The following is a 25,901-nucleotide window of genomic DNA, read 5'->3' as shown; positions in this document are numbered from 1 at the left end:
GCGGCATCTCCGCGCCTTGCGGGCGGAAGAGGAACGGTTAATCGCTCGTCCGGTACTGTCTGCGTACAATCTCATACACTTCGCGGCCCGAGAATACCGATGCATGAGGTCCGCACCGCCCTATCGCCCTGCTCAACCGTACTGATCCGTCTCGACGGGGATCCCGCCGGTCTCGGAGAGTTCACGATCGAGCAAAATGGCGATGCAGCGCTGATCGCCAGCCTGCAGGCGCGTGTCGAGGAACAAGCCCGTTTCATCGACGCACAGGCAGTGTCCCTCGCCCATAGCCGGAAAATCTTCGAACGCGCCTCCGCCGTAGCCAAAATCGGAGTCTGGGAATGCCGCCTCGAAGACGAGGCACTGACCTGGACCGATGCCGTCTACAGGATGTTCGATCTGCCGGTGGGCTCGCCGGTGGACCGCGAGACGACCCTGGCATGCTACAGCCCGGCGTCGCGCATCCGCCTCGAGGCGCTCCGCAGCCAGGCCATCTCCGAACGCGGCGGCTTTACCCTCGACGCCGAAATTATGACCGTCGCAGGCAACCGCCGCTGGATCCGCCTGACCGCAACGGTGGAATGCGACAGCGGAATCCCGGTCCGTATCTTCGGCATGAAGCAGGACATCACCGAGGAAAAGATCCTCGCAGACCGGACCCGTTATCTCGCAGAGTTCGACACGCTGACGGGCCTGCCGAACCGCACCGTTTTCTATAATCGGCTCACAGCTATGGGCAGAATGGGAGCTTTGTTGCTCCTCGACCTCGACGGCTTCAAACACGTCAACGACACACATGGCCATATGGCCGGTGATGCTTGTCTTACGGAGGTCGGGCGACGTCTTATGGAGACGTGCCGTCACACCGAGTTCGTGGCGCGTATCGGGGGGGACGAGTTCGGCATCGTGGTGGACGCCACCATCGATCCTCCCCTCCTCGCCGTCTTGGCGGAGCGTATCATCGCTGCCATGGCGCCGCCCATCGCTTGGGGGCAGGGGACCTTCACGATCGGAGTGTCGATCGGCATCGCCATGATGGCACGCCACAAATCGGAAGACATCTTCGCCGAGGCCGACATGGCGCTGTATGCGGCCAAGGCGGAAGGGCGGGGGACGTTCCGGCTAGCCCCTCCGGCAGAACACTTGCGACCGCCTCACGCTGATACGTGGTGAGAAACGGATCTGGGCGGCAAGCCTCGCTCAGCTGCCATCATTCGGGCAAGCGCGACGATTTCGCGGATCTGGAACGGCTTGCGGACCGAAAGGCTTCCCCGAAGGGGCCTGCGGTCAAAATAAGCATTCGTCGATGCATAGATCACCGGGCGGTCGGGGCGAACCTCGCGGAAGGCAAGAGCCACCGTCCATCCGTCTATCATCCCCGCGAGATTGATATCGGTCAGCAACCAGTCGATATCGACGCCATGAATCCTGAGAAGCGTCAAAGCGTCTTCTCCGCTTGACGCGGCGACGACTGCGAGACCAGCGCGCTCGCACTGGATCGTCAACATATCCAGCAGAAGGAAATTATCCTCGACGATCAGAACTTTCGGTGTGCCACTCATTCCGGCCATCGACCCTATCCTACACCAACAAATGGCTGCATTAATGGTTAAGCTTCCATCAACGGTCGCATCGACTCGGGTGTCGCTCGCAACGTGGACGGGGGGTCGTTTGGAGACCGTGTGACGATGCGCGAGGCAGCGTTGGAGCCAACGGCGGAGAAGGGGAGGTGGGCGGTCTGCAATGAAGCTACGCTCGCCGAACTCGAAGACCTGCTTGGACGCGACCACTTGATGCAGCTTCTGTCCCTGCTCATCGTCGAGATCCGAATCCGGTTTCGAGCAGGGAACGACGATCGGATCGCCATCGGGCAGGACGCCCATGCACTCCTGGCATCGAGTGGGGCTCTCGGCTTCGTCGACCTCTCGCGGTGCTGTTCGGCGATCGCTCAAGCTTGCCTCAATGGCGGTGATATCGACGTCCCGCTGCAGGAAGGCCGGGTCGCCGCCAAGCGCGCGCTCGACGCGCTTGCCGTCTTGGGCGCATACGGGTGACAGCACTTTCGCGTCTTCCGAACACCTCACCGCAATGATCCGTTGCGCCGAAGACACACCCGTCGGAGGAGAGGAGCAAGCAGCTTTTTCGTCGCGCAGCTGCCGCATTTCAGGTGCGACACAGGGTATCGCGCCGGTCACGAGGTCGTTTCGTTGAATTGAGGTGCTCAGCGTCACACGCCGCGACTGGACTTCAGTCTTTGAAACACCCCGTCAAGGTTGACGGAACCTTCGCTTAACCCGCTCGACCTACATAGGTCCTACCACCAAACGACCCCGCTGGGACGCTCCGGAACCGGACACCCCGCCCGAGGAGACCACGACCATGTCGATGACCGCGCGCTTTCGCGTGTTTCCGCTCGCGGCGGCCCTTTGCGCCGCGCTCAGTGTCGCTGCCTGCACAAACGACAAGGATCTTGCCGACGCTTCGGGCTTCGCAGGAGGCGCCAATACGCCGGGCAGCGCGCAGGACTTCGTCGTCAATATCGGCGACCGCGTCTTTTTCGAATCGGATTCGACCGATCTGACGCCGACCGCCACCGCCACCCTCGACAAACAGGCCCAGTGGCTGCAGCGCTATCCCCGCTACACCTTTCTGGTCGAAGGCCATGCCGACGAACGCGGCACCCGCGAGTACAACTTCTCGCTCGGCGAGCGCCGCGCCCAATCCGTCAAGGATTACCTGTCCTCGCGCGGCCTCGCCGCCGGACGGATGCGGACGGTTTCCTATGGTAAAGAGCGCCCGGTCGCCGTGTGCAACGACATCTCCTGCTGGTCACAGAACCGCCGCGCCGTGACCGTCCTCGACCGGGGCGCCGGCTCCTGAGAACGTAGGTTAGCCATTACGGGTGCGGCCCACTTTTGCTGCGTCCAGGCACATCTGCTATCGGCGGGGCGCCGCCGATGCATCCTCGTCCGATCCGACCACAGGTGCCGATTCCCATGCTCCGCCGCCTGCTCATCGCGTCCACCTTTCTCACGTTCCTGTCTCCCTTGACCGTCGGCGGTTCGGCGACGGCCCAGGATGCGTCGGAATTTGTCGTCCGTCTGAACCGCATCGAGAACCAGTCCCGTCAGATGGCTGGTCAGATCGAGACGCTGCAATACGAGAATCGCCAACTCAAGGAACAGCTTCGCAAGTTCCAAGAGGACGTCGAATATCGCCTGCAAGAAGGCAAGGGTGGCGCTGGAAAGCCCGCCGCATCCCCGTCAGGCACCAATCCCGGACAAGCCAAGCCGCAAAAGCGCAGCGATGCCTTCAACCCCGAGCAGAATCCGGGTCGTCCCGGCGGGCCGATGCCGCTCGGCACGACTATGCCGTCGGCTGCCATCGCGACCGCACCACCGTCTCGGGGACCGAGTGTGCCGCCCACCGTGGTAGATGCCGATGACGAAGAGCCTGGCCTGTCGCCTCCCGGCCTAGGTGGCCCCGTCGACCTCACGCCCCCGTCGCGCGTTCCTACGACGGGCGCTCTCGCGAGCCCGTCGCGCCCGATGACCAGCGTAGCCGCCACCACGACAGGCGATGCAAGGGCGGATTACGAGACGGCTTACGGCTACATCACCGGACGCCATTACGAACAGGCGGAGATGAGCCTACGCCAGTTCATTCAATCGCATCCGCGCGACGCGCAGGTGCCGTCGGCGACGTACTGGCTCGGTGAGAGCTACCTCCAGCGCAACCGCAACCGCGAGGCGGCCGAGCAGTTTCTGAAGGTCTCCACGGACTACGCGCGCTCGCCCCAGGCGCCGGATGCGATGCTGAAGCTTGGAATATCTCTGAATGCACTCGGCGCACGGGAACAGGCCTGCGCCACTCTCGCCGAGCTGGAGCGGAAGTTCCCGTCCGCAGCGCAGGGTGTCCGCCAGAGCGTGGTTCGCGAGCAGAAACGCGCCCGCTGTGCCGCTTGAATGCCACCCCAGCGGGTGACGGGATCGACGCGACGCTTGTCACGGCGCTGAAGCCCTATCTCGAAACTCGCAACCTGCTCATCGCAGTTTCCGGCGGACCGGACTCTACTGCATTGATGCATGCGGCCGCCCGGTCCGGGGCGGCGCATCCGATCCAAGTCGCGACGGTGGATCATCGTCTTCGTGCGGAGGGAGGCGTCGAGGCCCGGAACGTCGGGATTACTGCGCGGGCGCTTGGTTTGAGGCACCACATCCTGAGCTGGGACGGCGACAAGCCTAGCCGGGGTATTCAAGCCGCCGCACGCCAGGCGCGCTACGCCCTCCTGGCGGAATGCGCGACGGGGATCGGCGCGGACACAATACTGACGGGCCATACGGCTGACGATCAGGCAGAGACCGTGCTGATGCGGCTCCTCGCCGGAAGCGGCCCAGCGGGTCTCGCGGGTATGCGGCGCGACCGTGAGCTTGCGCCGGGCCTGCGCCTTGCAAGACCCTTCCTCCATATTCCAAAGGCGTATCTCGTCGCCTACTGCTCGGCTCATGGGCTGGCATACGCAAGCGATCCTTCGAATGTGGATGAGCGCTTCGCACGTGCACGTTTACGCCGACTGATGCCCGACCTCGCAGCGGAAGGTCTCAACGCCGAACGGCTCTGCCGTCTGGCGGCCCGCATGTCTCGCGACGAGGACGCGTTACGCGATGCAGCGCAGTCCACCTTTATCAGGCTCCGCCTTACCGCCGATGCCGTTGTCCTGGATGGCCGCCTACTGGCCGCTCTTCCGGATGCGATCCTTATTCGCGTCGTCGACCTCGCATTGAACGAGGCCGGAGGGGGAGGGGTAGGGCGCCTGGAACGCATGGAGCGGCTCGTCTTCGAAGAGCTTCGGCCGGCCCTCACCGCAGGCACCGCCATGCGACGCACGCTTCGGGGCATCCTCGTCGAACTTGGGGCCGAGGGCGTCCTCTCCTTCTCTCCGGCACCGGCGCGACGGTCCCCATCTTAGGGACGCGCTCACCTTTCCGCCGACCGGCTTGCCGCAGGCAGGCCCGATTTACTTGGCAAGGGAGGCGGCACTGCCTACATTGCCGACATGCATCCGCGTGATCCGCCCACCAAGCGCGGGACCGGACGCCCCCAGGGATTGATCGATGAACCCGAACTTCCGCAATTTTGCCTTGTGGGTCGTCATCTTCCTGCTCGTGCTTGCCCTCGTCACCCTGTTCCAAAATCCGGGACATCGCGGCGGCGGCAGTGAGATCGCCTATAGCCAGCTTCTGAATGATGCCGATTCCGGCAAGATCCAGACGGTGGTGATCTCCGGGCAGGATGTGAGTGGTACCTATGTCGGCGGTGGCAACTTCACCTCCTATGCACCCAACGACCCGAATCTGGTGTCGAAGCTGCAGAGCAAGGGTGTGCAGATCACCGCACGTCCCCCCTCGGACAACACGCCCTGGTTCATCCAGCTTCTCGTGAGCTGGCTGCCCATCCTGGTTTTCATCGGTGCCTGGATTTTCCTGAGCCGCCAGATGCAGTCGGGTGCCGGGCGCGCCATGGGCTTCGGAAAGTCGAAGGCCAAGCTTCTCACCGAGGCCTCTGGCCGCGTGAGCTTCGACGACGTCGCCGGCGTGGAGGAAGCCAAGGAAGACCTGCAGGAGATCGTCGAGTTCCTGCGTGATCCGCAGAAGTTCCAGCGTCTCGGCGGTCGCATTCCACGCGGGGTGCTCCTCGTCGGCCCTCCCGGCACGGGTAAGACCCTCATTGCCCGTGCGGTGGCGGGCGAAGCCAATGTGCCGTTCTTCACGATCTCGGGTTCGGACTTCGTCGAGATGTTCGTCGGCGTCGGTGCCAGCCGCGTCCGTGACATGTTCGAGCAGGCCAAGAAGAATGCGCCCTGCATCATCTTCATCGATGAGATCGACGCTGTCGGTCGCCACCGCGGCGCGGGTCTCGGCGGCGGCAACGACGAGCGCGAGCAGACATTGAACCAACTCCTGGTGGAGATGGACGGGTTCGAGGCCAACGAGGGCGTGATCATCATTGCGGCCACGAACCGCCCCGACGTGCTCGACCCCGCCCTGCTGCGTCCGGGCCGCTTCGACCGCCAGATCATGGTGCCGAACCCCGACGTCGTCGGCCGCGAGCGCATTCTTCGCGTTCACGTTCGCAAGGTGCCTTTGGCTCCGGATGTCGATCTCAAGGTCATCGCGCGTGGGACCCCTGGCTTCTCCGGCGCCGACCTGATGAACCTCGTCAACGAATCGGCACTACTTGCCGCACGTCGTGGCAAGCGCATCGTCACGATGCACGAGTTCGAGGACGCCAAGGACAAGGTGATGATGGGTGCGGAGCGGCGCACCTTGGTCATGACCGAGGACGAGAAGAGGCTCACGGCCTATCACGAGGGTGGCCACGCCATTGTCGCCTTCAACGTGCCTGCCACTGATCCCGTCCATAAGGCGACGATCATTCCGCGTGGCCGGGCCCTGGGCATGGTCATGCAGCTTCCGGAGCGCGACAAGCTGTCTATGAGCTTTGAGCAGATGACCTCGCGTCTCGCCATCATGATGGGAGGTCGCATCGCCGAAGAGATGACGTTCGGCGCCGACAAGGTTACTTCTGGAGCACAGTCAGACATCGAGCAGGCGACACGTCTCGCTCGCATGATGGTGACGCGCTGGGGCTTCTCGCCTGAGCTCGGCACCGTGGCCTATGGCGAGAACAACGACGAGGTCTTCCTCGGCATGTCCATGGGCCGTCAGCAGACGGTTTCCGAGGCCACCGCCCAGAAGATCGACGCAGAGGTTCGCCGCCTTGTGGAAACCGGCCTCGAGGAAGCCCGCCGCATCCTCGGCGAGCATAAGGACGATCTCGAAGCACTGGCCCAGGGGCTTCTCGAATACGAAACCCTCTCGGGTGACGAGATCAAGAACCTGATCGCAGGCAAGCCGCCCATCCGTGATGCCGGTGATGGACCGACTCCGATCCGTGGTTCTTCCGTCCCGTCCGCCGGTCGCGGCCGGCCGCGGGACAACGAGGGCGGGCTGGAGCCTCAGCCCCAGGCGTGATGCCAGGGTGTCCGTTCTTCAGAGATATCAAAGCGGCGAGGGAGACCTCGCCGCTTTTCTTTTGATTTCCGAAAGCCGAATCGGGCGGCACCGCGGATAGATCGACCGTACGGCGAGGCGCTTGCCGGCGTGACGAGCAACGAGGAGGTGAGGGACAAGCTTGTTAAACTCGACCTGGCTTTCGATCCGCTGGCCTATTCGTTCGAGACGTGCAGCCTGCTCTTGACGAGCGTTCGGACGGGTTCTGGCAGGCGAACATGGCGACCGGGCAGTGTGTCGAGCTTTACTATTTCAGCATTGGCAAGCAGATCGAGGGTGCTGTCCTCGTTTCGCTGATCATTGCTGTTTCACAGGCCTTCTGACGCGCGACGAGGGATGAGCTAGGCTCCCGTCCGGCCACCATTCGTTTGCCATGCTTCGATACCATTCAGCGAGGTGAGACCCGCTATGATGGGCTGTGACGATCGGGATTGAAGAACGTGCGTAAGTATTTCGGCACAGACGGCATCAGAGGCCGTGCCAACGGGGTGATCACCCCTGAGCTGGCCCTCAAGGTGGGGCAAGCGGCAGGATTGGTCTTCCAGCGGGGCGATCACCGCCACAGGGTCGTGATCGGCAAGGACACCCGCCTGTCGGGGTACATGATCGAGACGGCTCTCGTTGCCGGGTTCACTTCGGTGGGCATGGACGTGATGCTGCTCGGCCCCATGCCGACGCCGGCCGTGGCCATGCTCACCCCCTCGATGCGTGCCGATCTAGGGGTTATGATCTCGGCGTCGCACAATCCGTTCGAGGATAACGGCATCAAGCTCTTCGGTCCCGATGGATTCAAGCTGAACGACGATGTCGAGCGCGCCATCGAAGCCTTGATCGACGGGGAGTTGCACAAGAAGCTCGCCGGCTCACGCGACCTCGGCCGCGCCAAGCGAATCGAAAGCGTGCATGCTCGCTACATCGAATTTGCCAAGCGTACGCTGCCGCGCAACGTTACCCTCGACGGCCTGCGGGTCGTGGTCGATTGCGCCAATGGCGCGGCCTACCGCGTTGCGCCGGAGACCCTTTGGGAACTCGGAGCGGAAGTGATCGCCATCGGCGTCGATCCCGATGGCTTCAACATCAACCACGATGTCGGATCCACGGCTCCCGCCGCTCTTGCCGCCAAGGTTCGGGAATTGCGGGCGGATATCGGCATCGCCCTCGACGGCGACGCAGACCGTGTTCTCATCGTCGATGAGAAGGGCCAGTCGGTGGACGGAGACCAACTGATGGCTGTCGTGGCACGGTCCTGGAAGGACGACGACCGTCTGACACAGCCCGGCATCGTCGCGACGATCATGTCCAATCTCGGTCTCGAGCGGTTCCTCGGGGGGATCGGCCTTGGTCTCGCCCGCACGGCGGTCGGCGATCGCTACGTCCTCGAGCACATGCGCGAGCATGGCTACAATCTCGGCGGCGAGCAGTCGGGTCACATCATCATGTCGGATTACGCCACTACCGGAGACGGTCTGGTGGCGGCTCTTCAGCTTCTCAGCGTGGTCAAGCGTCAGGAGCGGCCGGTGAGCGAGGTCTGCCATTGCTTCGACCCGCTGCCGCAGATCCTCAGAAACGTGCGCTACCGCTCTGGTACGCCGCTGCAGCAGGATGCGGTCGTGACAGCCATCGCCCATGGCCGCGAGCGTCTCGGCGAGACCGGCCGCGTCGTCATACGTCCGTCGGGTACCGAGCCGGTCATTCGCGTCATGGCTGAGGGCGATGATCGAAGCCTCGTCACGGAAGTCGTGGACGACATCGTCGATGCCGTCGCGAAAGCCGCGGCCTAATCGCGCAACGCCTCCGGCGCGAGGCAGCGCCATGCCGTGAGGAGAGCGCTTCTGAGCGTCTCCTCATCGGCCCCATCCAGGGACAGGCTGGTCCAGCCACGCCGTCCCCAAGCGCCGGGGACAGGATCGAACAGGTCCGGCTCGGCCTCGACCACAAAAGCCTGATGCTCGGCCGGGAACTTCAGCACAACGCGTTCTTCGTCGACCCAGAGGGTTGCGAAGATCCGCCCGCCGATGCGGAAATCGGGTTGGCCCATATGGGCGCCTTCCTCCACCCCCGGCAGCATCAGAGCGAGTGCGCGTACATCTTCAGGCCGCATGATCTCTCCGCCTCGTTACTCGCGAAAACCACCGAGGCGGCACGCGAATGCAAGTGCCGCGATATCTCGACAGCTTCTACGAGCGACAGTAAATTTGCGGCCCTCTAAGAACTCAGAAAGGCTAACGTTTAACGTTAAGCGCGATTTAACTCATCCGGCAGATGATGGGTTCGTCATCCAGGCTGGTGCTCCCACACCTCCGCCGAACGATCGAGTTGAAGGATCCATTATGCGCCGCTCCAAGCTTTCTGCCTTGGCGCGCTCGATCACGCTCCTTGCGAGCGTGGGAGCGCCATGCCTCGCGCAGGCCGCCGACCTGCTTCCGAGCCTGCCTCCCGAGCCGCTCCCCCCGCCGATCGAAATCGGCGGCGCATGGTACCTTCGCGGCGACGCCGGTGCTGGAATTCTCGGAGAAGGTCACACCGTCGCCAAGGACGTGACGACCCCCCCGATCCAATACAATTACAACGTGTTGAAGGATTATCTGGGCAACCAGGCCTTCGTGGGCGCGGGTATCGGATACCAAGCCAATTCCTGGCTCCGCTTCGATTTCACCGGCGAGTACCGGTCGGAAGCGAAATGGATCTTCTACGCAGCCGAGAAGCCGAGCGGCGGGATCAATCGCACGTCCGGCAAGTTCTCCTCGGTGGTCGGCATGGCCAACGGCTACGTCGATCTCGGCACATATTACGGCGTCACTCCCTTCGTCGGCGCAGGTGTCGGCTTTGCACACCACATGTTCGGCGGCGTGACCGACAACGGCCAAGGCCTCTATCAGGGCGGCTTTGGCTCGGGCCCGGAAAAGCAGAAGCTCAGTTTCGCTTGGGCAGCCCATGCCGGTCTCGGCTATTCCATTACGCCGAACCTCAAGCTCGAACTCGCCTATCGCTATCTCAACATGGGTTCGGCGCAAACCGGCACGATCACCTGCGAGGCACCGCCCTTCTGCAAGACGGATTATCACCTCAAGGACATTGCCTCGCATGACGTGAAGGTCGGCATGCGCTGGATTCTTGGGGGCGCCGTTGCACCAGCGGTCGAATATCAGCCGCTGCCGGAACCGATCGTCCGTAAATACTGATTTTTTCCAAGGACACTACAAAGACGGCGCGGATCGGTATCCGCGCCGTCTTCTTTCGTGCGAGCACGACAGCTGGGTTAACGCCGGAGCGCGTTGTCTTTTCCAGCTCAGGACCCGTTAGGGTTAAGGCGATCATAACCTTTTAAATACATCATCTTGGTCAGTCACCCCCCTCGCCGGCATGCATCCGTAACATGCGCTTTCCGGCCGATGCGTCCGTGAGGATCCTGATGATTCCGCCTCGTCCATACCGCTCCGCAGCCCTCGCTGCGATCCTCGCCGGACTGGCAATCGGCGCCGCCATGCCAGCCGTTGCAGCGGACCTTCTTCCGCCGCCACCGCCTCCGCCGGCACCCGCCCCGGTCCAGATCGGCAGCGGATGGTACCTCCGTGCCGATTTCACCGAGAGCTATTACGATCATCCCAAGGATGCGACGCTGGTCGAACCGGGCACACCGCCGCTCGTACGACTGCGCCTCAGTCATCAGCCAGGCTATGGTGGCGGCATCGGCTACCGCTTCAACAACTGGCTGCGCATGGACGCCACCATCGACCAGCGCCTTCCCAGCCGTTTCACGACCTACTCGTCCGGCTCGAACTTCGCGAACGGATACAACGTCGAAGCCGGCAAGCTCGACGTGCTGACAGCCCTTGTGAACGTCTATGCGGATCTCGGCACGTGGTGGGGACTGACCCCCTATATCGGCGGAGGCATTGGTATCGCGCAGAAAGACTTCCGCAACGCCTATACCCAAACCACCTGTACCGTTCCCGTGCTCTGTGACGGAAGCCCGGTGGTCGGGCCACGCCCCGCTGCCGCGCGTCGCAACGGTTCGGTCACGTCATTGGCCTGGGCACTGACAGGCGGCGTGTCCTACGAGATCGGTGCGGGCTTCGCGATCGATGCGAACTACCGTTACGTCAATCTCGGCCGCGCCAAGACCGGCCTCGACGATTTCGGCTTCGGGACCCGCCTCAAGGACATCTCGGCCAACGAGGTTCGCGTCGGCCTGCGCTACAGCTTCGCTGGCGGCGCTGCTGCTTTTGGGACCGGCGGTTACGGCGGCGGCAATCCCTACGAATAGGGCACAGCCCGACACGGCAGGACCTTCGCCCGCCTTCCTATGCTCAAAGCCCGCCCGGCCCGTGCCGCGCGGGCTTTTTCGTCCTGCGACCATGACCATAGGCCTCGCCGTAACTCATGTGGCGCGAACGCAACGGAGTATTAAGGTTACGCAATCAATAACGATACTATGTTCGGAAAGAACAGTCGGGCTGCAGCCCTGAGGACGACCTCGATGCGTACCGTCACCCTTGCTCTCCTGACCGGCATCACACTCGGATGGCTGCCGACCGCCCGGGCCGCCGATCTGGACTATGGCGTGCTGCGTGGTTCCGATTACGAGCCTGCCTCAACCGAGATCGATTGGAACGGCGGATATTTCGGCGGGCATGCGGGATACAGCTCGGCCGCGCTGGGCTTCAACAATGCGTTTCAACCCATTGTCGCAAGCGCGCTCAGCCAGACTTACTTCGAGAACGAGATGCATGCCTCTGGATTGCTCCAAACGCATTCAACCCGGACGGAAGGCGCCAGCTATGGAGCTTTTGCGGGATGGAATTACCAGTTCGACGAGACCGTCATCGGCATTGAGGTGGATTACACAAGCTTCGGCAGAACCGGCGCGAGCAACAATTACATTTCTCGTTTCATGGTTGGAACAGATGGCTTTTTTCGCTCCGTCGGCCTCGAAGGCACGTCCTCGACGCGAATTGAAGATTTCGGCACGATCCGGGCCCGTGCCGGTTATACAATGGGCGCCTTTCTCCCGTTCGTAACGGGCGGACTGGCCATCGGCCGCGCACAAATCGCAGATCAAGTAAAGGTTCAGGCCGCAGAATACGACCAAACCACGTATCGTGCCAATCTCGGCCTCAGCGATCCTAGGCGAGCCGCCGTCGTCGGCCACAGTGGTTATAGCAGCTTCAATGCCCAAAACCCCAGTCGATCAACTCTGGCAGCGCCCATCACCTACGGAAGCAGTAAAACAAAGGTCGTTGGCGGCATCGCTCTGGGCGCAGGCCTGGAATACGCGTTGACGCAGAACATTATTCTGCGTGGGGAATATCAATATGTTCTCTTCAACGACTTTGATGGCCACAAAGTCAATCTGAACACCGTCCGCGGCGGCGCGGCCGTGAAGTTCTGAGACTCATACAAAATCTGGTGCGTTAAGGGCTTCATCGCATCATCTGCTGCAAAGTCCGTCAGCATTTTGAAACGGACTCCGCACGATGAATCGAACCAACCTCTCCGTCGGTGCCGCGATACTCAGCCTCGTATCCATTTCAGGAGCCGAGGCAGGAGGCCGCCACATTGCCGTCGATGCTGTGTACCAAGGTCCGTATGTTCAGCGGCACGGCGCGATGTTGCCGCCGCAGATTTCCTATCGTGATCCTCGCTATTTGCCGGCGCCGCGCTTGGTGAGAACCATTTACGGCCCGCCAGTCGTCCTGGGTCTTGTTCCCCCGCACAACCCCAACGCACCGGTCTATAACGAACCGCCGCCGCGCTTCTCGCAGGACTGACCAACGTCAGCTTTCGAGTTCGCTGTCCCAGTACAGGTAATCCAGCCAGGTGTGATGGTACTCGCGGTGGTCGAATTCCGGTTGGCGGCGATGGAGCTCGTGCCGCGTCGGCCGGTGGGGTTCATGCAGGAGCGGCATCTCCGCTTCCGCCGGAGTACGGTTCGCCTTGCGCAGATTGCAGGGTGAGCAGGCGGCGACGACGTTCTCCCAGCTCGACAATCCGCCGCGTGAGCGCGGAATGACGTGGTCGAAGGTCAGCCCGCCCGAGGGCATCCGAAGTCCGCAATACTGACAGGAGAAGGTGTCGCGCAGGTAGATGTTGTAGCGGGTGAAGGCCGGACTGCGCGCCAGGGTCACGTAGTTCTTGAGGGCAACGACGCTGGGGACCCTCAAGGCTCGGCTCGGTGACCGGGCTTCGACATCGTAGCTGGCCACCAATGTGACCCTGTCGAGGAAGAGGGCGGTGAAAGCGTCCTTCCAGGACCATAAGGACAGCGGATTATACGAAAGCGGCCGGTAATCCGCATTGAGGACGAGCGTTTGGAGATCCAGCATGGCGCTACTCTCTTGACGGATCGACGAAGGGACGACGCAGCACGTTCCGGCGCGGCATCGTCCCCGGATGATGAAAGATCGGTGGTCCCGGCAGTTCGGTCTTCGACTTCGGCATCCGGCGAACAAATCTCGGTCGCCGGACCGGCACAGGATGCGAAGAGAACAGATGATCGGGGAGGGCGGACCGGCCTGGGCTTAGCCAAAAGCGGTCGCATCGGGCGGGAACGCCCGGTTTGTGGCGAGGCACATCGACATGGACGGCCAACGCCACCTCCTCGTGTCGATACGAAAAGGCTCTGTCCATTGCGCGTTAGTCTAATATCAGCATGACACGCTTGTGAAGGTTGCCCGGTCGATCTGCGACGTCGCGGCCCACAATCTTTCAGGCGGACCGGACGAATGATGTGTCTGCGGCACCCTTTCGCCCCATTGATCGGCCATCCGACAATCTGATTTTTGACCCGCTGCCACCTACGGCGCGTGTAGTGCCTTCGCTGATGCTCTCGTCATGGCCACGGCTCTTGCCGGAGATGGGCCTGGAAGCGATTGGCCCGCGCACCGGGGTCTGCGTGCCGCCGCCAGAGGGGCGGTCGGCCCAAGCCGACGAAAGGAACGACATGGAACTGGGATTCATGAAGGGCAGAATGCGACATGCAGCGCTCCTTGCCGCGTGGATGGGTGCCTCCTTCCTGACTCCCATTCCGGTTCTGGCGCAGGCGGCGCCCGTCGCCCCCGCGCAGACGGAGCCGGCAAAGCCGGCGCCCGCTACCGTCCCACCCGCTGCGACGGCCCCCGCGCCGGCCGCGAAGCCGGCCGTGCCGAAACAGGCAGTCTCTGAAGCGATCCAGAATGTCCGCGACCGGCTCGACGAGGCGAAGGCCAATCTCGATGAGCGTGAGAAGCTGCTCGCCGGCCGCAACGTCGATTCCGCGAACCTGCTCAAGGCACGCGAAGGCCTCGACGCCATCGCCGACCGGATCCGTCAGATCATCGATGCCACCACGCCGCGTCTCGAAGCGGCCCGCGAGCGCCTGACGCAGCTCGGCCCGAAGCCGAAGGAAGGCGAGGAGGGCGAGGACGTCGCCAAGGAGCGGGGCGAGCGCGAGCATGCGGTCGCCGAGATCGACGAGACGCAGCGGCTGGCGAAATCGCTTCTTGTGCAGAGCGAGCAGATCATCGACCAGATCACGAACAAGCGCAGGGCAGCCTTCACCCGCGGCCTGTTCGAACGCTCGTCGGCACTGGTGAATCCCGACCTCTGGATGCGTATCGCCGACGATGTCCCGCGCGACATCCGGGCTCTGCAGGCCGCCGTCAGTGATATCGCTGGCCTGTTCGGCCGCAACGGATCGATCTGGAATCTTCTTCTGCTCGGGGTCGCCCTGGGCATCTCCGTGGCGCTGTATTTCGGACGCCGAAACATCGCCCCGCGTCTCGGGCGGCGCAGCCAGAGCGTCGTCGACCCGACGCAGCGCATGAAGCTGATGGCGGCCTGGCGCGTCTTCCTCCTCGGCACCGTACCGGCGGTGGTGGGAAGCTACGCCGTCTATTACGCCCTGGATTCCACGGACCTGCTGCCGCAGCGGCTCATGCCGGTGGCCGGCGCCATCCTCGGCGGGCTCGCTTTCATCGCCTTCGTAGAGGCGCTTTGCGACGCACTGCTGTCGCCGGAAAAACCGTCCTGGCGTCCTGCTCCGCTCAGCGATTCGACCGCGTCGCGTTTGACGCGGCTCGCCGTCGGCATCGCCACGGTAATCACGGTGGTCAAATCCATCGAAGCGCTCAATTCCGGCATCTACGCCGCATTGTCGATCTCCATCGCCACGCGCGGCATCGGCGCTCTCGCCACCATCCTGATCCTCGCCATCGGGTTGCACCGCTTCGCCGACACGGCGGATAAAGAGGAGGCCTGCTTCGGTCCCTACGTCGCGCCGGAATCCACCACGACGATCGGCGGTCCCGCGCGCCTCCTCGGATGGGCTGCCGTCATCGTCATCGGCATCGCGCCCCTCGTCGGCTATGTCGCCTTCGCCGCCTTCCTCATCGACCAGCTGGTCTGGACGGCGTGCCTGATCGCGCTGCTTTACCTGCTCATCACGAGTGCCGACACGTTCATCGGCGGTACGCTGAAGGACGAGACCCGCTTCGCCACAGCGCTTCAGGCCAATACCGGGCTACGCAAGCGCTCGATCAACCAGATCGCCGTTCTGTCGACCGGTCTCGCCCGAGTCGTTCTGATCCTGGTGGCCGCCTTGCTGGCGCTCGCGCCCTGGGGCCTGGATTCCACCGACGTCTTCACCTCCGTGCGCAGCGCCTTCTTCGGCTTCAAGGTCGGAGACGTGACGATCTCGCTCTCCACCATCGCGTATGCGGTGGGACTTCTCGTCATCGGCGTGGTCATCACGCGCGCAGTCCAGCGCTGGCTGGAACAGACCTACCTCCCGGCCACCGATCTCGATGCGGGCCTGCGCAACTCCATCTCCACCATCACCGGTTATTGCGGGTTCCTGATCGCCCTCGCGCTCGCCTTCTCCTATCTCGGACTCAGCCTCGAGAAGCTGACTATCGTCGCCGGTGCGCTCTCCGTCGGTATCGGTTTCGGCCTTCAATCCATCGTCAACAACTTCGTCTCGGGCCTGCTGCTGCTGTGGGAGCGACCGATCCGCGTCGGCGATCAGGTGCTCATCGGCGACAGCGAGGGCATCGTGAAGCGCATCTCGGTGCGCTCCACCGAGATCCAGACCTTCGACCGCTCGGCGGTGATCGTGCCGAATTCGAACCTCATCTCGGGTATCGTGAAGAACCGGGTTCGCGGCGATCGCACCGGCCGCGTCACCATCACGGTCAACGTCCTGCGCAACCAGGATCCGGTCCGTGCCGCCGAAATGCTGGTGGCCTGCGCCGCCGCTCATCCGGACGTGCTGAAGGAGCCGGCGCCGCGAGTGGTGTTCCGCAAGATCGGCGATCCTTTCCTCGAATTCGAACTGATCGCGATGATCGTCGATGTCAGCATGGGCCTGAAGGTCACGAGCGACCTGAACTTTTCCGTGTTTCAGGCCTTGTCCGGCGCAGGGTTCATCCCGGCTCTCGGCCCCGGATCGAGCGTCGTCACCGTCCAGGGCCTGGAGCCGGTCCAGACCGCACTCGGGCAGATCGCCGGCGTGTTCGCACAGAACCGGAGCCAGGATCGGCCGGCTCAGGCGGAGGAGGTCGATGACCGGCAGGTCAGCCCTTCCGCGAACGAGGAAGCCGAGCCGATGCGCTCGGCAACGCCCCGTGAACCGAACCGGCGTAGGAGCCCTGCGGAGGTGTCGTAGACCGACACGATCGACGACGAACGCGAGGCGGAAACGATGACGATGGGATTCCGGGTGTTCGGCCTCGCGCTCGTGGGCAGCTTCGCACTGTCCGGCTGCGCCAGGGAAGCACCGACCACCGGCGCGCTCCCGAGACTGTACTGGCCAATGACCACCTCCGGCGCATCGGTCGATGCGGCGACCGCGCGCGATATGATTTCGGCGTATCGTGCGCGGAGCGGCGGTGCACCCTTACGGATCGACCCGGACCTGCAGCGTCTGGCCGAAGCCGAGGCGGCGGCGATGGCGGCCGCCGACAAGCCGAGCCAGGCACAGACGGTGAAGGTCGCGGTTCAACGCCTCGGCTATGCTGGCGCGCAGGCGAATCTCTCGGCCGGCTATCACACCCTGGCGGAGGCCTTCTCGGGATGGCGCGACAGCCCGGCCCATAACGCCGTCATGCTGGCCCCTCGGGCCACACGCATGGGCATCGCCACCGCTTATGCACCCAATTCGAAATACAAGGTCTATTGGGCGCTGCTGGTCGCCGAGTGAGCCAGCCCCCCTCTCAGGGCAGCTTCATCGAACGCGGCGTCGGTGCCTGCTCGCCCATGAGCGTCACCGTCACGCGCCGGTTCGATGACAGATACGGATTGTCCGGGAACAGCGGCTCGGTATCCGCCTTGCCGGAGACCGAAGCGAAGCGATCGTCGGGCACGCCGGCGCTGGCGAGGATTTCGCGCACGCTGATGGCGCGACCTGCCGAGAGCTCCCAGGGCGGGGCAGGGGGGCGTGTACCGGGCCTGTCCGTGGCGGTATAGCCTGTGACGGTGATGCGGTTGGGCAGCTTCCGAATGACGGGGGCGAGTTTCTCCAGAAGGCGCCTCGTCCGATCGTTCGGCCGGCTCGACCCGTGCGGGAACATCGTGCTGCCGTCCTGATCCACCAGCGAGAGATCGACGCCCTTCTGCGTCGGATTGACGATGATGTTCTTCGAGAGTTCCGAGATTTCGGGCATGTCCTGCATCGCCTGGCGCAGACTGGCGGCGGCAAGGCCGAACGCTTCCGGATAGCCGCTGTCCTGGATCCCTTCCGGGGCAGTCGATTCGATATCCGGCGGCTTTGGCCGATCGGTGGCCTGTTCGGGCGCGATTTCGCTGCGGTTCTTGATATGCCCCGGCGTCGGAAGGCCGTTCACTTCGATGATTCCGGAGAAACGCGATTCCCTGTTGACACCGAAGGCATCGCGCATGGAGCCGGCCACAGCCTGCATCTTCTTCTGATCTTGAGTGGAATAGGCCGCGATCATCACGAAGAAGCTCATGAGCAGCGCCATGAGATCGGCGAAAGTCACGAACCAACCGTGACCGCCATGGCCTCCGCGCTTCTTCCTGGCCACGGCCGGTTACCCTCTTCCCGTCAGGCCGCTTCCGCCGCGAGGTCGTCGCGGTGGTTGTGCGGCAGGTAGGCGACCAGCATCTCGCGCACGAGGGACGAACTCTTCGAGTCGCGGATAAGCAGGATGCCATCGATGATGAGGGAGCGGGAGACGTCCTCCTCCTCCAGCTTCACGTGTAGCTTGTCGGCGAGCGGAAGCGCGATCATGTTGGAGATCAGCGCGCCATAGAGGGTGGCGAGCAGCGCGGTCGCCATGGCAGGGCCCAGCTTCGAGGGGTCCGACATGTTGGCGAACATCGTCACCATGCCGAGAATGGTGCCGATCATGCCCCAGGCGGGGGCACAATCCCCGAAGGCGCGGTAGATCTTCGAGCCCTCATCGAGATGCATGAGGAAGTTGTCGCGGTCGCGCTCCATCGTGTCGCGGATGAACTCGCGGTCGTAGCCGTCGGCGATGTAGCGGGCGCCCTGAGCCAGGAAGGGATCGGAGATCTCCATGTTCTCCAGCGCCATCGGGCCGGATTTGCGCACGACGTCGGCGATCTTGGTGATTTCCTCGATGAGTTCGCGCGGTCTGATCGCCCGCATGGTGAAGGCGTAGCGCATGCCCATCGGCAGGCCGTGCATCATGGTCGCGAACGGGAAGCGGATCATCGTCGCCGCGGTGGAACCGCCGAAGATGACGATGACCGCGTGCTTGTCAAAAAAGGCGGCGAAGTTCCCGCCATCGATCATGATCAGGGTGAAGACGACACCGAAGCCGCCGAGAAGCCCGATACCGGTTGCGAGATCCATGGTGAACCCTGGTCGGCTTGCCCAGCAGCACGGAACAGGATCCGAGCGGAAAGCGACGTCTTCAGCCTTAGGCAGACGCGCTAAACGAACCGTAAAGGATAACGGTCCTCCCGGCGCATTCCTGTCATTCGCCGTTCAGGGTGGCATTGCGATAAGCCGAGCACGCCGAATGGCTTGTGACCTCCGATGAATGGGGGCCGGGCCGAAGGTGAAGGGTTGAGGGCGAAGGTTCCGGCAAAAGGGACCGCGCCGTGATTGGCATCGGAGCACACGTCGTCATGCCGTTGGTTCGTCTCTATGCGCGCGTCATGGGCCTACTGGGCGCCGATCGGCGCCTGGCAGCCCTCCTCGCTGTCGCCAATGTGGCCCTCGCGGTCGCGGCTTTCGCCGAGCCGCTGCTCATGGGGCGCATCATCGATCAGCTGACGCATCTGAAGAGCGACGGTAACGCCTTCTCGACACTGGCGCCGCTCATCGGCGCATGGGTCGCCTTCGGCCTGTTCACCATCGCGGCCGGCGTCACCATCGCACTGCATGCGGACCGGCTGGCCCATCGCAATCGTCTCGCGTCCATGGCGAATTACTTCGAGCATGTGCTCGAACTGCCGCTGGCCTTTCATTCCTCGAACCATTCCGGCCGCGTCCTGAAGGCGATGCTGGAAGGATCGAACGGCATGTTCTGGCTCTGGCTCGGCTTCTTCCGCGATCATTTCGTCGCCGTCGTCTCCCTCGCCGTGCTCCTGCCGATGACCCTGTTCGTGAACTGGCAACTCGGCTCGATCCTGGTCGTGCTGGTGACGATGTTCACCGTGCTCACCACCTTCGTCATGCGCCGCACCGAGATGTTGCAGGGCCGGGTCGAGGCCTACCAGTCGGGCCTTGCCGCCCATGCCTCCGACGCCCTCGGCAACGTCGCCGTGATCCAGTCCTTCACCCGCGCCAAGGCGGAGAAGGAGGCCATGCACGGCATCATTCGCAACCTGCTCGCGGCCCAGATCCCGGTCCTGTCGTGGTGGGCGCTCGCCAATGTCGCGACCCGCGCTGCCGCCACCCTGACCATGACGGCCATCTTCATCACGGGTATCGCCCTTCATCAGCACGGCATGGCCTCGATCGGCGAAGTGGTGGCCTTCATGAGCCTCGCCACCATGCTCGTCGCCCGCCTCGATCAGGTCGCCACCTGCATCAACGGTCTGTTCCAGCAGATGCCCAAGATCGCCGAGTATTTCGAGATTCTGGACACGACCCCGGCCGTCCACGATCGTCCCGGTGCCATGCAGGTGGCCCGGTTCGAGGGCGAGGTCTCCTTCGATCAGGTCGGCTTCTCCTACACCCCGCGCCGCAAGGCCGTGGAGAGCGTCTCCTTCACGGCGCAGGCCGGGCAGACCATCGCCCTCGTCGGCACCACAGGCTCAGGCAAGTCGACCACACTGGGCCTGCTGCACCGTGCATTCGACCCCGATACTGGCGCTATCCGCATCGACGGTACCGACATCCGCGATATCGGCCTCGCCTCCCTGCGTCACAACATCGGCGTGGTGTTCCAGGAGCCGATGCTGTTCGCCCGCTCGATCCGTGAGAATCTCCAGGTCGGCCGTCCCGACGCCACCGATGCGGAGATGCTCGACGCCCTCGACCGTGCCCAGGCGACGGAGTTCATGGATCGCCAGTTCGACGGTCTCGACACGATCATCGGCGAGCGCGGTCGCTCGCTCTCCGGCGGCGAGCGCCAGCGTCTGTCCATTGCCAGGGCGCTGCTCAAGAATCCGCCCGTGCTGATCCTCGATGAGGCCACGTCCGCCCTGGACGCGACCACCGAGCGGAAGCTGCAGGGTGCGCTCGAAGCCGTGATGGAGGGCAGGACCACCTTCGTCATCGCCCACCGTCTGGCGACGATCCGCAACGCCGACCGCATCCTCGTCTTCCACGAGGGACGGATCGTCGAATCGGGCACTTTCGAGGAACTCGTCGCGGAGAACGGCCGCTTCGCCGACCTCGCCCGTGCGCAGTTCATGGCCGGTGCCGACGCCTCCGAGCCCACACTCGCCCTTGCGGCCTGACGGAGAGAACCCTCCCCCCTCGTCGGGGGAGGGTCACTGCCGATCAGGCGGAGACGGGGGTGATCTCTCAGGCGGTTGCGCGACCCTCATCGAGCCAACTGCGTGTATGCCCTTCTTCCGCGGACGGAAGGAAGGTTCATTGACACCCTCCTATCTGCGGGGGTGGGCGTCGCCCATATCCTCCTCGGCCCACACCTTGAACTTCGTCAGGACGTTCGTTCCGAACGTATGGGTCAGCGGGACGTCCGCCGCATCTCGTCCTCGGGCAACCAGGATACGACCACGGCGTGGGGCGTTGTTGCGCGGGTCGAAGACATGCCAGGCACCACCGAGATAGACTTCGGTCCAGGCGGCGAAATCCCCGGGCGCATGCGGCTCGGGTTCGCCGATGAAACTGAGATAACCGGTGCAATAACGCGTCGGCATGTTGAGGCCACGGCAGAACGCCACGAACAGGTGAGCGTAGTCGCGACAGACTCCGCGCCCTACGGCGAGGGCATCTGCAGCGGTGCGGTCCACATTCGAATAGCCGTAGCCGAAGCTGATATGGCCGTGGACCCAATCACAGACGGCTTGAGCGCGTGCCCAGCCGGGCGTGACATCGCCGAACAGGCGCCACGCTTCGTTCGAGAGCAAATCGGATTCGCAGTAGCGGCTTGCCACCAGGAAGGGCAGGGCCTCCAGGGGCAAGTCCTCGATGGGATGCTGGATCGCTTGCGGCACGACCGGATCGAGATCGCCGTCATCATCGAGCCATCCCTCCACCGAAAGGGTCACCGCCCCCGCCGGTGCCACGAGGCGGCAGCAGCGGTTACCGAAATCGTCGATGAACACTTCGTGCGGCGTCTCCGGGCCGATGGCTAGGCTGTCCGGCTCCATCGCTCCAGCGAACCGACTCGGATGCGCCGTCAATCGAGCGATCATCGGAGTAGGATAGGCGAAGTCGTAGCCCATCTCGCAGCCGAACCTGATGCGCATTACCGTTGAACCTCCGACCGACCGTCGCGCCAGCCCTGCCGCCCTCATGCCCGCGCGAGACCGTTCGGCATAGGCCGCGAAGGTCACAGGTGGATGTCAGCATGCAGGTCGCGACACTCCGCTTCATTGCCGGCGCGCCTCGGCCTGCTTGGCCAACATCCGGGCCTGCAGCCGCTGCCGCCGTGCTGCAATGACGGTGCCATTGATTTCACCGCCGAAGAGGAACATCGCAGCTAGCCAGTAGAGGAAGACCAGGAACACCATCGCGGTGGCCAATCCGCCATAGGTCGAGGCGTAGGCGGCCGAGAACCGATCGAGGTAGAAGCCGAACCCAAGTCCGGCGAGAAACCAGAGGACCAGCGTCACGGCAACGCCGGGCAAGACCGACAGGATGGCGCGACGGCCCGCAGCCACGAATTTATGGGCAATGACCAGGACCGTGGCGAGCAGGAAGGCCGTGATCGCGATCCGCCCGATAGCTACGGTGAGGCTCAGTGGTTCGAGCCCAGGCGCCACGTTGATGATACGACGCCAGATCAGCGGCCCCAGGACGACGAGCAGCGCGAAGGCGAGCATGGCGAAGGCCCCGCAGACGACGTAACCGATGGATTCGAGTCGGGTGAGCCACCAGGGCCGGATCTCGCGCAGGCCGTAGGCTCGGTTGAGCCCCACCCTGAGGCTCTCCACTCCGGAGGACGAGAAGTAGAGGGCGAGCAGCGCGCCGATGGTGAGCACGCCGCCACGTTGCTCGGTGAGCACACGGTGAACCTCACTCGCGATGGGTTTCGCCACCTCGCGCGGCCAAGCCTCGAAAATCAGGTCGCCCGCCTCGTCAGCCAGCGACTTGGTCCCAAGCAGACCGGCCAAGGCGGCGAGCAGGATCAGGAAGGGAAACAGCGACGTCAGGATCGAGAGAGCGATATGGCTCGCGATCGCCCAGCCGTCATGGGCAACGAAGCGCTGGGCGGCGAGGCTGGCGATGTTGGCACTGTTGCGGAGACGGCTCACGGCGGGTGGGGCGCTTCTCGTGACTGGGGGGACTCGTCGACCCGTCTGTCTAAACGCGAGGCTGGGCGATGGCGCAACGTCCAGGGCGATCGTCCGATCGATGCAATGCCGCCCGCCACCAATGCGACTTGTGTTCGACGGTTCGGTGTGTTGCCTGCGCCACCGTCATGTCAGTCGATGCACCGGCTTCCTCAACCCGTACCGTGCCCGCTTCGGTGGTCTCGTCGGTCTTCGTCCTGATCTGGGCATCGGGCTTCGTCGCCGCGCGTTTCGTGGCGCCCCATGCGGAGGCCTTCACCTTCGTCGCCATCCGACTCGTCGGCGTCGCCATCGTCCTGACCGCCATCACCCTCGGCCTCGGCGCGAGATGGCCGCGCAGCCGGGCAGGATGGCGCGATGCCCTGGTTGCCGGCGTGCTGATGCAGGGCATCTACGTCATCGGCGTATTCTGGTCGGTGGAGCGCGGCCTGCCATCGGGCATCGCTGCCCTGGTCGGCAGTCTCCAGCCCCTGCTCACGGCGGCGATGGCGCGTCCATTCCTCGGTGAAATCGTCAGCCCGCGTCGCTGGATCGGGATCGCCACGGGCTTTGCCGGCGCACTTCTCGTCCTCGCCCCGAAAATCGGTGCTGCAGACGCGTCCGGTATCCCGGCACTTCCGCTTCTCGCCTGCCTCGGTGCCATGGTGGCAATGACGATCGGCACCCTGTGGCAGAAGAGTCGTGCGGGACAGGCCGAATTGCTGCCGAATGCGGCGATCCAGTTCGTCGGGGCGACGCTCCTCGCCGTGCCGGCGGCGCTTCTGTTCGGCACCGGCCGTTTCGACGCGTCCCTGCCGCTCTGGGGCGGACTGGCCTGGTCGATCTTCGTGAATTCGGTGGCGGGCATCCTGCTTCTTCTGGCCCTGATCCGGCGCGGCGAGGTGGCCGGCGTCGCCTCCCTGCTCTTTCTGGTCCCCCCGGTCTCGGCGGCGATGGCCTATCTCCTGTTCGGCGAGACACTGGCCCCGATCCAGATGGCCGGCATGGCCGTGGCCACGATTGGCGTCGCGGTCGCCAGCCGAAGATGAGTTTTTCTTTGATTCATCTCTCAATAAAATTCAGCTCTCCTGGTTTTGTCGAGCAAAACCAGGCTTTCCGCGGCAAGAAATAATGAATTCAGGCGGGATAGTGCCGCGCTGCGGCGAGACGCCTCTACAGACTTGGCAAACCTGCCTATAATGAGCGCCAACCCTCATTCTGATTTGAGAGATTCGAACCATGTCCGCTTCCCCGGCCGTCTCCACCGAACCGCAGGATCTCCTGACCCTCGCCCAGGGCGCCGGCGAAGCTGCCAAGGCCCTCGTCGCCGAGGCGACCCGCCGCGTTCGCGCGAAGGTTCTCTCCGCCGATGGGAAGATCTCGCCTGAGAAGCTTGAGGCCGAGCAGCATGCCGCCCACGGCCTCGCCTGGCTCGCCACCTATGCCGAAGGTGTTCGCGAACTCGGCGCCTACGCAGCGCGCCTGACCGAAGCCGGAGAATTCGGGGAGACCGAGGCGCTCCTCGTGAAGATCGGCATCGGCGAATATCTCGACCAGATGTTCTCGGGCATTCCCATGAGCCAGGGCGAGATCGTGCGCGTCACCGGCTCGCTCGGTCTTTCCGCCCGCGAGATCGCGAAGTTCCGGACGGACGCCGTCGAGGCCATGATCGCGGAGGGCAATACGGCGGCCAATCGCGCCGCATTGGTCGCTCGCATCCGCGACAACGGTGGCTCGGCCACCATCGGCAAGTCCGGCCTCGACGAGGACATGGAGGCGATCCGCTCCGAGATGCGCCGCTTCGGCCTCGCCGAGGTCGTGCCGCACGCCCATGAGTGGCACAGCCAGAACGCCTACATCCCGATGGAGATCGTCACCAAGATGGCCGAGCTCGGCGTCTTCGGCCTGACGATCCCAGAGGAATACGGCGGCATGGGCCTGCCCAAGATCTCCATGTGCGTCGTCTCCGAGGAACTGTCCCGCGCCTATATCGGCGTCGGCTCGCTCGGCACCCGCTCGGAGATCGCCGCCGAGCTCATCCTATGCGGCGGCACCGAGGAGCAGAAGCACCGCTTCCTGCCCGGCATCGCGTCCGGCGATACCCTCCCCACCGCCGTGTTCACCGAACCGAATACCGGCTCCGACCTCGCGTCCCTCCGCACCAAGGCGGTGAAGGACGGCGACGTCTGGAAGATCTCGGGCAACAAGACCTGGATCACGCACCCGGTCCGCGCCGACATCATGACCTGTCTCGTGCGCACCAAGCCCGAAGAGAAGGGTCACAGGGGTCTGTCGCTCCTCGTCGCCGAGAAGCCCCGCGGCACCGATGAGGATCCCTTCCCGGTGGCCGGCCTGTCCGGCGGCGAGATCCACGTCCTCGGCTATCGCGGCATGAAGGAATACGAGCTCGCCTTCGACAATTTCGAAGTGCCGGCGGCCAACCTTCTCGGCGAAGTCGAGGGCAAGGGCTTCACGCAGCTCATGCAGACCTTCGAATCCGCCCGCATCCAGACGGCGGCTCGCGCCATCGGCGTGGCGCAGAACGCCCTCGACCTCGGTCTCCGCTACGCCGAGGACCGGGTGCAGTTCGGCAAAGCGCTGATCAACTTCCCCCGCGTCGCCGACAAGATCGCCATGATGGCGGTGGAGATCAACATCGCCCGCCAGCTCACCTACTTCTCCGCCCGTGAGAAGGACGAGGGCAAGCGCTGCGATCTCGAGGCCGGCATGGCGAAGCTGCTCGGCGCCCGCGTCGCCTGGGCGGCGGCCGACAACGCCCTGCAGATCCATGGCGGCAACGGCTTCGCGCTGGAATACGCAGTCAGCCGCGTCCTCTGCGACGCGCGCATCCTCTCGATCTTCGAGGGCGCCGCCGAGATCCAGGCCCAGGTCATCGCCCGCCGGCTTCTCGAAACCGCCTGAGCCTCCTCGCCATAAACGGCGGCCGGGCGT

General features: G+C 63.9%; 23 protein-coding genes. 16 read left to right on the top strand and 7 right to left on the bottom strand.

Annotated features, from left to right (window positions below):
- The first annotated feature begins 99 nt into the window (after positions 1-99).
- Positions 100-1,170, top strand: coding sequence for a diguanylate cyclase domain-containing protein (locus ACYQR9_RS20115; RefSeq protein ID WP_461227813.1), 1,071 nt, complete (start codon positions 100-102; stop codon positions 1,168-1,170).
- Here the strand turns inward: ACYQR9_RS20115 and ACYQR9_RS20110 are convergent.
- A complete protein-coding gene (locus tag ACYQR9_RS20110) occupies positions 1,152-1,559 on the bottom strand; it encodes a response regulator (protein WP_207411485.1) in 408 nt (135 codons plus the stop codon). The two genes, ACYQR9_RS20115 and ACYQR9_RS20110, sit on opposite strands and share 19 nt — an antisense overlap.
- Before the next feature lie 817 nt (positions 1,560-2,376).
- Between ACYQR9_RS20110 and pal the strand changes: the two genes are divergently transcribed.
- The 6 genes from pal to glmM all read left to right on the top strand — a co-directional run bounded on the left by pal (position 2,377) and on the right by glmM (position 8,851).
- Positions 2,377-2,877: a peptidoglycan-associated lipoprotein Pal gene (gene pal / locus ACYQR9_RS20105; RefSeq protein ID WP_018043035.1), complete on the top strand. Its 501-nt coding sequence runs from the start codon at positions 2,377-2,379 to the stop codon at positions 2,875-2,877.
- A gap of 116 nt (positions 2,878-2,993) precedes the next feature.
- The gene (gene ybgF, locus ACYQR9_RS20100) at positions 2,994-3,962 is read left to right on the top strand and encodes a tol-pal system protein YbgF (RefSeq protein WP_419952064.1); all 969 of its coding nucleotides are present in this window, start codon (positions 2,994-2,996) and stop codon (positions 3,960-3,962) included.
- Positions 3,959-4,966, top strand: a complete 1,008-nt coding sequence (gene tilS / locus ACYQR9_RS20095; RefSeq protein ID WP_461227812.1) for a tRNA lysidine(34) synthetase TilS — start codon at positions 3,959-3,961, stop codon at positions 4,964-4,966. The genes ybgF and tilS overlap by 4 nt, the downstream gene beginning before the upstream one ends.
- Before the next feature lie 145 nt (positions 4,967-5,111).
- Positions 5,112-7,031 (top strand): ATP-dependent zinc metalloprotease FtsH, encoded by a 1,920-nt coding sequence (ftsH, locus tag ACYQR9_RS20090; protein WP_027174054.1) that lies wholly within the window; start codon positions 5,112-5,114, stop codon positions 7,029-7,031.
- 209 nt (positions 7,032-7,240) lie between these two features.
- Complete coding sequence (locus tag ACYQR9_RS20085) at positions 7,241-7,393, top strand: hypothetical protein (protein WP_461227811.1); 153 nt, start codon at positions 7,241-7,243, stop codon at positions 7,391-7,393.
- A gap of 117 nt (positions 7,394-7,510) precedes the next feature.
- Positions 7,511-8,851 carry a phosphoglucosamine mutase gene (glmM, locus tag ACYQR9_RS20080; protein WP_461229852.1) on the top strand — a complete coding sequence of 447 codons (1,341 nt, stop codon included), beginning with the start codon at positions 7,511-7,513 and terminating at the stop codon, positions 8,849-8,851.
- On the opposite strand, the gene ACYQR9_RS20075 is transcribed toward glmM, so the two are convergent.
- The gene (locus tag ACYQR9_RS20075; RefSeq protein ID WP_056433528.1) at positions 8,848-9,171 is read right to left on the bottom strand and encodes an MmcQ/YjbR family DNA-binding protein; all 324 of its coding nucleotides are present in this window, start codon (positions 9,169-9,171) and stop codon (positions 8,848-8,850) included. The genes glmM and ACYQR9_RS20075 overlap by 4 nt on opposite strands.
- Before the next feature lie 229 nt (positions 9,172-9,400).
- On the opposite strand from ACYQR9_RS20075, the gene ACYQR9_RS20070 reads away from it, so the two are divergent.
- From ACYQR9_RS20070 to ACYQR9_RS20055, 4 genes are all read left to right on the top strand, one after another.
- Positions 9,401-10,252 carry an outer membrane protein gene (locus ACYQR9_RS20070; protein ID WP_461229851.1) on the top strand — a complete coding sequence of 284 codons (852 nt, stop codon included), beginning with the start codon at positions 9,401-9,403 and terminating at the stop codon, positions 10,250-10,252.
- Positions 10,253-10,482: 230 nt separating this feature from the next.
- Positions 10,483-11,337, top strand: a complete 855-nt coding sequence (locus tag ACYQR9_RS20065; RefSeq protein ID WP_461227810.1) for an outer membrane protein — start codon at positions 10,483-10,485, stop codon at positions 11,335-11,337.
- A gap of 213 nt (positions 11,338-11,550) precedes the next feature.
- Positions 11,551-12,462: an outer membrane protein gene (locus ACYQR9_RS20060; protein WP_461227809.1), complete on the top strand. Its 912-nt coding sequence runs from the start codon at positions 11,551-11,553 to the stop codon at positions 12,460-12,462.
- A gap of 85 nt (positions 12,463-12,547) precedes the next feature.
- Entirely contained in the window at positions 12,548-12,841 is a 294-nt protein-coding gene (locus ACYQR9_RS20055; protein ID WP_207411402.1) for a hypothetical protein, read from the top strand.
- Positions 12,842-12,847: 6 nt separating this feature from the next.
- Here ACYQR9_RS20055 and ACYQR9_RS20050 read toward each other — a convergent pair whose 3' ends face one another.
- Positions 12,848-13,396: an HNH endonuclease gene (locus ACYQR9_RS20050; protein ID WP_018043045.1), complete on the bottom strand. Its 549-nt coding sequence runs from the start codon at positions 13,394-13,396 to the stop codon at positions 12,848-12,850.
- A 644-nt stretch (positions 13,397-14,040) separates the two neighbouring features.
- Here ACYQR9_RS20050 and ACYQR9_RS20045 point away from each other — a divergent pair.
- Both ACYQR9_RS20045 and ACYQR9_RS20040 read left to right on the top strand, forming a co-directional pair.
- Positions 14,041-16,713 carry a DUF3772 domain-containing protein gene (locus ACYQR9_RS20045; protein WP_461227808.1) on the top strand — a complete coding sequence of 891 codons (2,673 nt, stop codon included), beginning with the start codon at positions 14,041-14,043 and terminating at the stop codon, positions 16,711-16,713.
- 36 nt (positions 16,714-16,749) lie between these two features.
- Positions 16,750-17,247: a CAP domain-containing protein gene (locus tag ACYQR9_RS20040; protein WP_461227807.1), complete on the top strand. Its 498-nt coding sequence runs from the start codon at positions 16,750-16,752 to the stop codon at positions 17,245-17,247.
- A 13-nt stretch (positions 17,248-17,260) separates the two neighbouring features.
- On the opposite strand, the gene ACYQR9_RS20035 is transcribed toward ACYQR9_RS20040, so the two are convergent.
- Both ACYQR9_RS20035 and ACYQR9_RS20030 read right to left on the bottom strand, forming a co-directional pair.
- Positions 17,261-18,091 carry a flagellar motor protein MotB gene (locus tag ACYQR9_RS20035; protein ID WP_207411404.1) on the bottom strand — a complete coding sequence of 277 codons (831 nt, stop codon included), beginning with the start codon at positions 18,089-18,091 and terminating at the stop codon, positions 17,261-17,263.
- 20 nt (positions 18,092-18,111) lie between these two features.
- A complete protein-coding gene (locus ACYQR9_RS20030) occupies positions 18,112-18,885 on the bottom strand; it encodes a motility protein A (RefSeq protein WP_018043049.1) in 774 nt (257 codons plus the stop codon).
- 278 nt (positions 18,886-19,163) lie between these two features.
- Here ACYQR9_RS20030 and ACYQR9_RS20025 point away from each other — a divergent pair, with 278 nt between their 5' ends.
- Positions 19,164-20,945, top strand: coding sequence for a glucan ABC transporter ATP-binding protein/ permease (locus ACYQR9_RS20025; RefSeq protein WP_311273984.1), 1,782 nt, complete (start codon positions 19,164-19,166; stop codon positions 20,943-20,945).
- Positions 20,946-21,095: 150 nt separating this feature from the next.
- Here ACYQR9_RS20025 and ACYQR9_RS20020 read toward each other — a convergent pair whose 3' ends face one another.
- Positions 21,096-21,923 carry a transglutaminase-like domain-containing protein gene (locus ACYQR9_RS20020; protein ID WP_056433514.1) on the bottom strand — a complete coding sequence of 276 codons (828 nt, stop codon included), beginning with the start codon at positions 21,921-21,923 and terminating at the stop codon, positions 21,096-21,098.
- A 123-nt stretch (positions 21,924-22,046) separates the two neighbouring features.
- Positions 22,047-22,931 carry a YihY/virulence factor BrkB family protein gene (locus ACYQR9_RS20015; protein ID WP_056433509.1) on the bottom strand — a complete coding sequence of 295 codons (885 nt, stop codon included), beginning with the start codon at positions 22,929-22,931 and terminating at the stop codon, positions 22,047-22,049.
- A gap of 167 nt (positions 22,932-23,098) precedes the next feature.
- On the opposite strand from ACYQR9_RS20015, the gene ACYQR9_RS20010 reads away from it, so the two are divergent.
- On the top strand, positions 23,099-23,998 hold the full coding sequence (locus ACYQR9_RS20010; RefSeq protein WP_056433506.1) for a DMT family transporter: 900 nt from the start codon (positions 23,099-23,101) through the stop codon (positions 23,996-23,998).
- Positions 23,999-24,188: 190 nt separating this feature from the next.
- Complete coding sequence (locus tag ACYQR9_RS20005) at positions 24,189-25,871, top strand: acyl-CoA dehydrogenase family protein (RefSeq protein WP_056433503.1); 1,683 nt, start codon at positions 24,189-24,191, stop codon at positions 25,869-25,871.
- Positions 25,872-25,901: the final 30 nt, after the last annotated feature.

It is taken from the genome of Methylobacterium sp. CM6241, from assembly GCF_054817845.1.
The sequence above is the reverse complement of the archived record's forward strand: the minus strand, read 5'-3'. Positions and strand labels throughout refer to the sequence as shown.

Bases quoted from the DNA above. Each gene is read 5' to 3' on its own strand.
- ACYQR9_RS20115 (WP_461227813.1), top strand. From the start codon at position 100: ATGCATGAGGTCCGCACCGCCCTATCGCCCTGCTCAACCGTACTGATC.
- ACYQR9_RS20110 (WP_207411485.1), bottom strand. From the start codon at position 1,559: ATGAGTGGCACACCGAAAGTTCTGATCGTCGAGGATAATTTCCTTCTG.
- pal (WP_018043035.1), top strand. From the start codon at position 2,377: ATGTCGATGACCGCGCGCTTTCGCGTGTTTCCGCTCGCGGCGGCCCTT.
- ybgF (WP_419952064.1), top strand. From the start codon at position 2,994: ATGCTCCGCCGCCTGCTCATCGCGTCCACCTTTCTCACGTTCCTGTCT.
- ftsH (WP_027174054.1), top strand. From the start codon at position 5,112: ATGAACCCGAACTTCCGCAATTTTGCCTTGTGGGTCGTCATCTTCCTG.
- ACYQR9_RS20075 (WP_056433528.1), bottom strand. From the start codon at position 9,171: ATGCGGCCTGAAGATGTACGCGCACTCGCTCTGATGCTGCCGGGGGTG.
- ACYQR9_RS20070 (WP_461229851.1), top strand. From the start codon at position 9,401: ATGCGCCGCTCCAAGCTTTCTGCCTTGGCGCGCTCGATCACGCTCCTT.
- ACYQR9_RS20065 (WP_461227810.1), top strand. From the start codon at position 10,483: ATGATTCCGCCTCGTCCATACCGCTCCGCAGCCCTCGCTGCGATCCTC.
- ACYQR9_RS20060 (WP_461227809.1), top strand. From the start codon at position 11,551: ATGCGTACCGTCACCCTTGCTCTCCTGACCGGCATCACACTCGGATGG.
- ACYQR9_RS20055 (WP_207411402.1), top strand. From the start codon at position 12,548: ATGAATCGAACCAACCTCTCCGTCGGTGCCGCGATACTCAGCCTCGTA.
- ACYQR9_RS20050 (WP_018043045.1), bottom strand. From the start codon at position 13,396: ATGCTGGATCTCCAAACGCTCGTCCTCAATGCGGATTACCGGCCGCTT.
- ACYQR9_RS20045 (WP_461227808.1), top strand. From the start codon at position 14,041: ATGCGACATGCAGCGCTCCTTGCCGCGTGGATGGGTGCCTCCTTCCTG.
- ACYQR9_RS20040 (WP_461227807.1), top strand. From the start codon at position 16,750: ATGACGATGGGATTCCGGGTGTTCGGCCTCGCGCTCGTGGGCAGCTTC.
- ACYQR9_RS20030 (WP_018043049.1), bottom strand. From the start codon at position 18,885: ATGGATCTCGCAACCGGTATCGGGCTTCTCGGCGGCTTCGGTGTCGTC.
- ACYQR9_RS20025 (WP_311273984.1), top strand. From the start codon at position 19,164: ATGCCGTTGGTTCGTCTCTATGCGCGCGTCATGGGCCTACTGGGCGCC.
- ACYQR9_RS20020 (WP_056433514.1), bottom strand. From the start codon at position 21,923: ATGCGCATCAGGTTCGGCTGCGAGATGGGCTACGACTTCGCCTATCCT.
- ACYQR9_RS20010 (WP_056433506.1), top strand. From the start codon at position 23,099: ATGTCAGTCGATGCACCGGCTTCCTCAACCCGTACCGTGCCCGCTTCG.
- ACYQR9_RS20005 (WP_056433503.1), top strand. From the start codon at position 24,189: ATGTCCGCTTCCCCGGCCGTCTCCACCGAACCGCAGGATCTCCTGACC.